Below are 3,798 nucleotides of genomic sequence, written 5' to 3'. Positions count from 1 at the left end.
TACAGAAACTGCGAGAACCACATTTTGGGCATTGGAAACCCGCTGGCCAGCGCCAGAAGAATAGTGCCCTCTCACACTGTTCTTCACTACCGTAGTTGGCCAGAAACTCCATAATGCCAATGCCTTTCTGGAACTGAACAGTATTTTTACACATCAGATTTATCTCCAAATATAAAGGTCATCAGACGTTTAATATAGCATCTGGATTATGACGTAGGGTCGATGGTAAACAGGTATTTTTTTGGGTGTGACAGGTGTGACAACCAGATATACCAAGGCCTGCAGTGTTGCGCCCTATGTATCATGTAGGTGTAACACATATATAAGGTGTAACAGGGAGGAGAACAGGCAACACAAAACCTCAAAAACAATACATTTTGAGTTTTGGTTTACAGAATAGTGTAAACTTAACATCAAATATCCAAGTTTTTGAGGTTTAACTTAAAATGAGTCGTTACAAGAACCCCCCACCTCCCAAAAACATATCCAGCGCACTCAACGAAATTGACAATATGTCTCCGGATCAGCTGATCGAGTACATGAAGTATCACAGCCCAGTTGATGAGAAGGGGGCCTATGAGCCTTTCCATAAATTTCAGTACAAGACCGGAAAAGACATAGATGCAAAGATAGCCTGGCACATCAAAAAGGCATCCAGGAGGAATAACAGAGTTTATGTGGAAGGGATCCGGGAAAAGGACTCTGATAATCTGTACTGCGCCTACTATCTGACAAAAAAGATTCAAAAAGCCGTATCAATGGTGGATCGGTTCACCACATCCGGACAGATAACGCATCTTGACGGCATGATGGGTGGCCAGTTCCGGCTTAAGAACCTGATTAACAGTCTTATTGAGGATGAGTCCATAAGCAGCAGTCAGCTCGAAGGAGCGACTACCACAACGGCCGTGGCCAAAGAGCTCATTACTTCCAATAGAACACCTAGAACAGATGGCGAGAAAATGATTGTGGGAAACTATCTCATGATGAATTTCGCCTGGGAGAATAGGCACAAGCCTTTAACTGTATCGTTAATCCAAGAAATGCATGAGTGTGGTGTATCCGGTATCAATGATGACAAGTACACACCCGGCGTCTTCCGAAAAACCAACGACATATACGTGAAGAACAGTGATGGAGAGATTGTTCACGAGCCCCCACCTGCTGACCAGATTGAAGAAAGACTGGAAAGAATGTGCGAATGGGGTAATGAAGAGCACGATGGTGAAGGTTCTTCAGAATACATCCACCCAATGATCAAAGCTGTAGCACTACATTTTTCAATCGGCTATGAACACCCCTTCCGGGATGGAAACGGCAGGGTGGCACGCTGCCTGTTTTACTGGTTTATGTTCAAGCATGGGTATGAGGCATTCAAGTACATTGCTATCAGCACTATTTTAAAGGGTGCACCAGTTCAGTATGGGGTTTCCTATTTGAACACCGAGAAGGATGAAATGGATCTCACATACTTCCTTGACTACCAGGCTGAAGTAATTACCCGAGCCATCAATAAGTTTAATAACTCTTGGGAGGACGCACTCAGAAACCTCAGAGGGTTTGCGGGATGGCTGCTAATGTCCGGCAAATCAAAGGAAGTGACAGACCTGCAAAACTCCATTATATCAGCTGCGATGAGCCAAAATTCAGCATTCACAGCCAGGAGGGTTCAGGAGATGGCGGGATGCTCAGATAACACTGCCAGACAGGCCTTAAACGGCTTGTTTGATATGGGACTATTTAAAAAGGACAAGGTTGAACGGACGACCCTATATAGGCTGAAGCCATTCGATGAAATACAGAAATCAAATTGAGTTTTTTGAGGTAATTTGTGGGTTTCAGATTTCAAAAACGCCTGAAGTTGGGTAAAGGCTTGGGCATTAACGTTGGAAAGAAAGGCCCAAGCTCTGTCAGCTATCGTGGCAAGCATGGCTCTATAGGTACCAGTGGTTTTTCTATCAAAACGGGCATACCGGGCCTGTCATTCCGACAAAGCTTTTCCAAACGTCCGCTGCTGTTTATAGCAGCAAGCATACTGCTGGTGGTCCCGGTTGTAGTTATCGGATCCTGGAAGTTGATCAAAAGGTTTTCAAGAAAATGAGTCTGGTAATAGGTGTTTCAGGGTGGATGCTTTGGGGAGGTCAGCACGCCCATGTGTTACCCGGGCAGGTTGAGCAATTGGCTATTGAGATAAATCCTATTGATGATGAAGACTTTGACATTCACCAGGGTAACTTTGAGGCTAAATCGTCATGCTCATGGATCGAAGAGGATATCTATGATGTTTTCGTCAGGGTAGCTCACACTGTGTATTCCGATTCTAGGAGCCTGTCGGACTTATGCTTTCGAGCATAAATTTCAGTAGAACGAGTCGAATTATTTGATGGATTCGTGCGAATAGTTGGCCTATTTAATCGAATTCATCAAATAATTGGACCGTTCTTTCTGGAATTTAGGCCGAAATTGTCTTAAGTCCGACAGGCTCCTAGATACGCTGGTGGCCATATTGCCTTTGCTGAGCTTCCAGGCGGCGTATTAGGATGCATTTACCCTGCAGAAGGGCAAATAATTTCTGCAGGTGACTGGTTGTCAGCAAGAGTCAGGCTGCAGTCCATGCCAGGATGGAAAGTTTTTGACCTTGAAGAAGAACTCGAATATTTCAGAAAATTCGTAGCCCGTGAATTCACCGTACAACGAATTATTACTGTCGGGCCCTGCATATTCGGTTTAGACAAGGACATTGGTCCGGATCCGGTAGAAGTCGATAGAGCTGACTACTCAGTATCCGATGGAGCATACTGCCTGATATCGGTAAAACTCAAAAGCTTTGATGGAGTTCTTGAAAAAATGCGCCAATATTTGGACCGGTATCAAGTCGGGCACCATGAGCCAGGAATAGGAAAAGCCACTCGCCTGAAGACATACGACACAGACAAGGTTTTGAAAATAGAGTTTTCCGAATCTAGAGATAAAAAACCTGCAATATTCCAACTTGATTTCCGTCCTATCCTGGAGAGAGAAGAAAAGGGCACGGTGTTTTATGGTCTTCTTGAAAATGATGATTGGTTCAACCAGGTTGAAGGAAATTATTGCCTGAAGTGGCCAGATCCTGAGACAGGGCTGTACGATCAAGTAGGTGCCATAGATTGGGCTCCTGAATCTGTTCGCTGGTTGTGTGAGCGATATGGTGTACCGGTAGACGGTGACGGCCTGACTTTGAGCGCATGAGCCGTGGAGAGCTGGAAATATCCGCACGTTATCTAATTCAATTTGCCCTTGAGTGCCTGGCTGATGTAGTGGAAGAGTACGAAGATAAATCTGATTATCTGACCTCGATCCTGGAAATGCGAAAAACCGAGTGACACAAAAATGAAAGCTGTAAAACTGTTGTCGATCATTGCCCTGATAGCTTCCTTTGCTACGCCTCAGGCCCACTCTGACGAGCCGCCAGAGTTCAGAGGTCTAACCATTGGAGATCCTGTAAACGCTCTGATTAATTTCAATACGGGGTTTGTTGATGGCCAAGAGGACAAAAGGCTTGAATCTTTGAAAGAAGACAAGGTTCTGCCCATGAATAATGGAATGCCGGGCGTCTGTTTTGATAGCTATCATCGCTATAAGGGCTGTATTGATTACAACCCTATTTCGTTTTTGCTAAGCCATGATGAGCATGCTAAGGATTTGTCTAAAAATAACTTCCTGACTTCACCCTGCCTCAGGAGTGGCAGTGTAGTTCCATCTGGGTAGAAGCTTATCAAACTGAATAGTCATATTTTCTTTAAAATCGGCTGCATATTT

The 3,798-nt window shown here is 44.5% G+C and carries 7 protein-coding genes; 6 read left to right on the top strand and 1 reads right to left on the bottom strand.

All coding sequences use genetic code 11. From position 1 onward, the window contains the following. Window positions 1-154, bottom strand: a 154-nt coding sequence (locus tag ACR2PX_RS00700) for a transposase (RefSeq protein WP_433997446.1), incomplete at its 3' end; no start/stop codon positions are given. Window positions 155-446: 292 nt separating this feature from the next. Here ACR2PX_RS00700 and ACR2PX_RS00695 point away from each other — a divergent pair. The 6 genes from ACR2PX_RS00695 to ACR2PX_RS00670 all read left to right on the top strand — a co-directional run bounded on the left by ACR2PX_RS00695 (window position 447) and on the right by ACR2PX_RS00670 (window position 3,747). Next, window positions 447-1,814, top strand: a complete 1,368-nt coding sequence (locus ACR2PX_RS00695) for a Fic family protein (protein ID WP_433997445.1) — start codon at window positions 447-449, stop codon at window positions 1,812-1,814. A gap of 17 nt (window positions 1,815-1,831) precedes the next feature. Further along, entirely contained in the window at window positions 1,832-2,101 is a 270-nt protein-coding gene (locus ACR2PX_RS00690) for a DUF4236 domain-containing protein (RefSeq protein WP_433997444.1), read from the top strand. Next, window positions 2,098-2,355, top strand: a complete 258-nt coding sequence (locus ACR2PX_RS00685; RefSeq protein WP_433997443.1) for a hypothetical protein — start codon at window positions 2,098-2,100, stop codon at window positions 2,353-2,355. Before ACR2PX_RS00690 ends, ACR2PX_RS00685 begins: the two co-directional genes overlap by 4 nt. 258 nt (window positions 2,356-2,613) lie before the next feature. Continuing rightward, window positions 2,614-3,228 (top strand): hypothetical protein, encoded by a 615-nt coding sequence (locus ACR2PX_RS00680; RefSeq protein ID WP_433997442.1) that lies wholly within the window; start codon window positions 2,614-2,616, stop codon window positions 3,226-3,228. Next, a complete protein-coding gene (locus tag ACR2PX_RS00675; protein ID WP_433997441.1) occupies window positions 3,225-3,362 on the top strand; it encodes a hypothetical protein in 138 nt (45 codons plus the stop codon). The genes ACR2PX_RS00680 and ACR2PX_RS00675 overlap by 4 nt, the downstream gene beginning before the upstream one ends. A 7-nt stretch (window positions 3,363-3,369) precedes the next feature. After that, the gene (locus tag ACR2PX_RS00670) at window positions 3,370-3,747 is read left to right on the top strand and encodes a hypothetical protein (protein WP_433997440.1); all 378 of its coding nucleotides are present in this window, start codon (window positions 3,370-3,372) and stop codon (window positions 3,745-3,747) included. Window positions 3,748-3,798: the final 51 nt, after the last annotated feature.

This window comes from Endozoicomonas sp. (genome assembly GCF_051008435.1).
Lineage (GTDB): Bacteria > Pseudomonadota > Gammaproteobacteria > Pseudomonadales > Endozoicomonadaceae > Endozoicomonas_A.
The sequence above is the reverse complement of the archived record's forward strand: the minus strand, read 5'-3'. Positions and strand labels throughout refer to the sequence as shown.

Bases quoted from the DNA above. Each gene is read 5' to 3' on its own strand.
- ACR2PX_RS00695 (WP_433997445.1), top strand. From the start codon at position 447: ATGAGTCGTTACAAGAACCCCCCACCTCCCAAAAACATATCCAGCGCA.
- ACR2PX_RS00685 (WP_433997443.1), top strand. From the start codon at position 2,098: ATGAGTCTGGTAATAGGTGTTTCAGGGTGGATGCTTTGGGGAGGTCAG.
- ACR2PX_RS00680 (WP_433997442.1), top strand. From the start codon at position 2,614: ATGCCAGGATGGAAAGTTTTTGACCTTGAAGAAGAACTCGAATATTTC.
- ACR2PX_RS00675 (WP_433997441.1), top strand. From the start codon at position 3,225: ATGAGCCGTGGAGAGCTGGAAATATCCGCACGTTATCTAATTCAATTT.
- ACR2PX_RS00670 (WP_433997440.1), top strand. From the start codon at position 3,370: ATGAAAGCTGTAAAACTGTTGTCGATCATTGCCCTGATAGCTTCCTTT.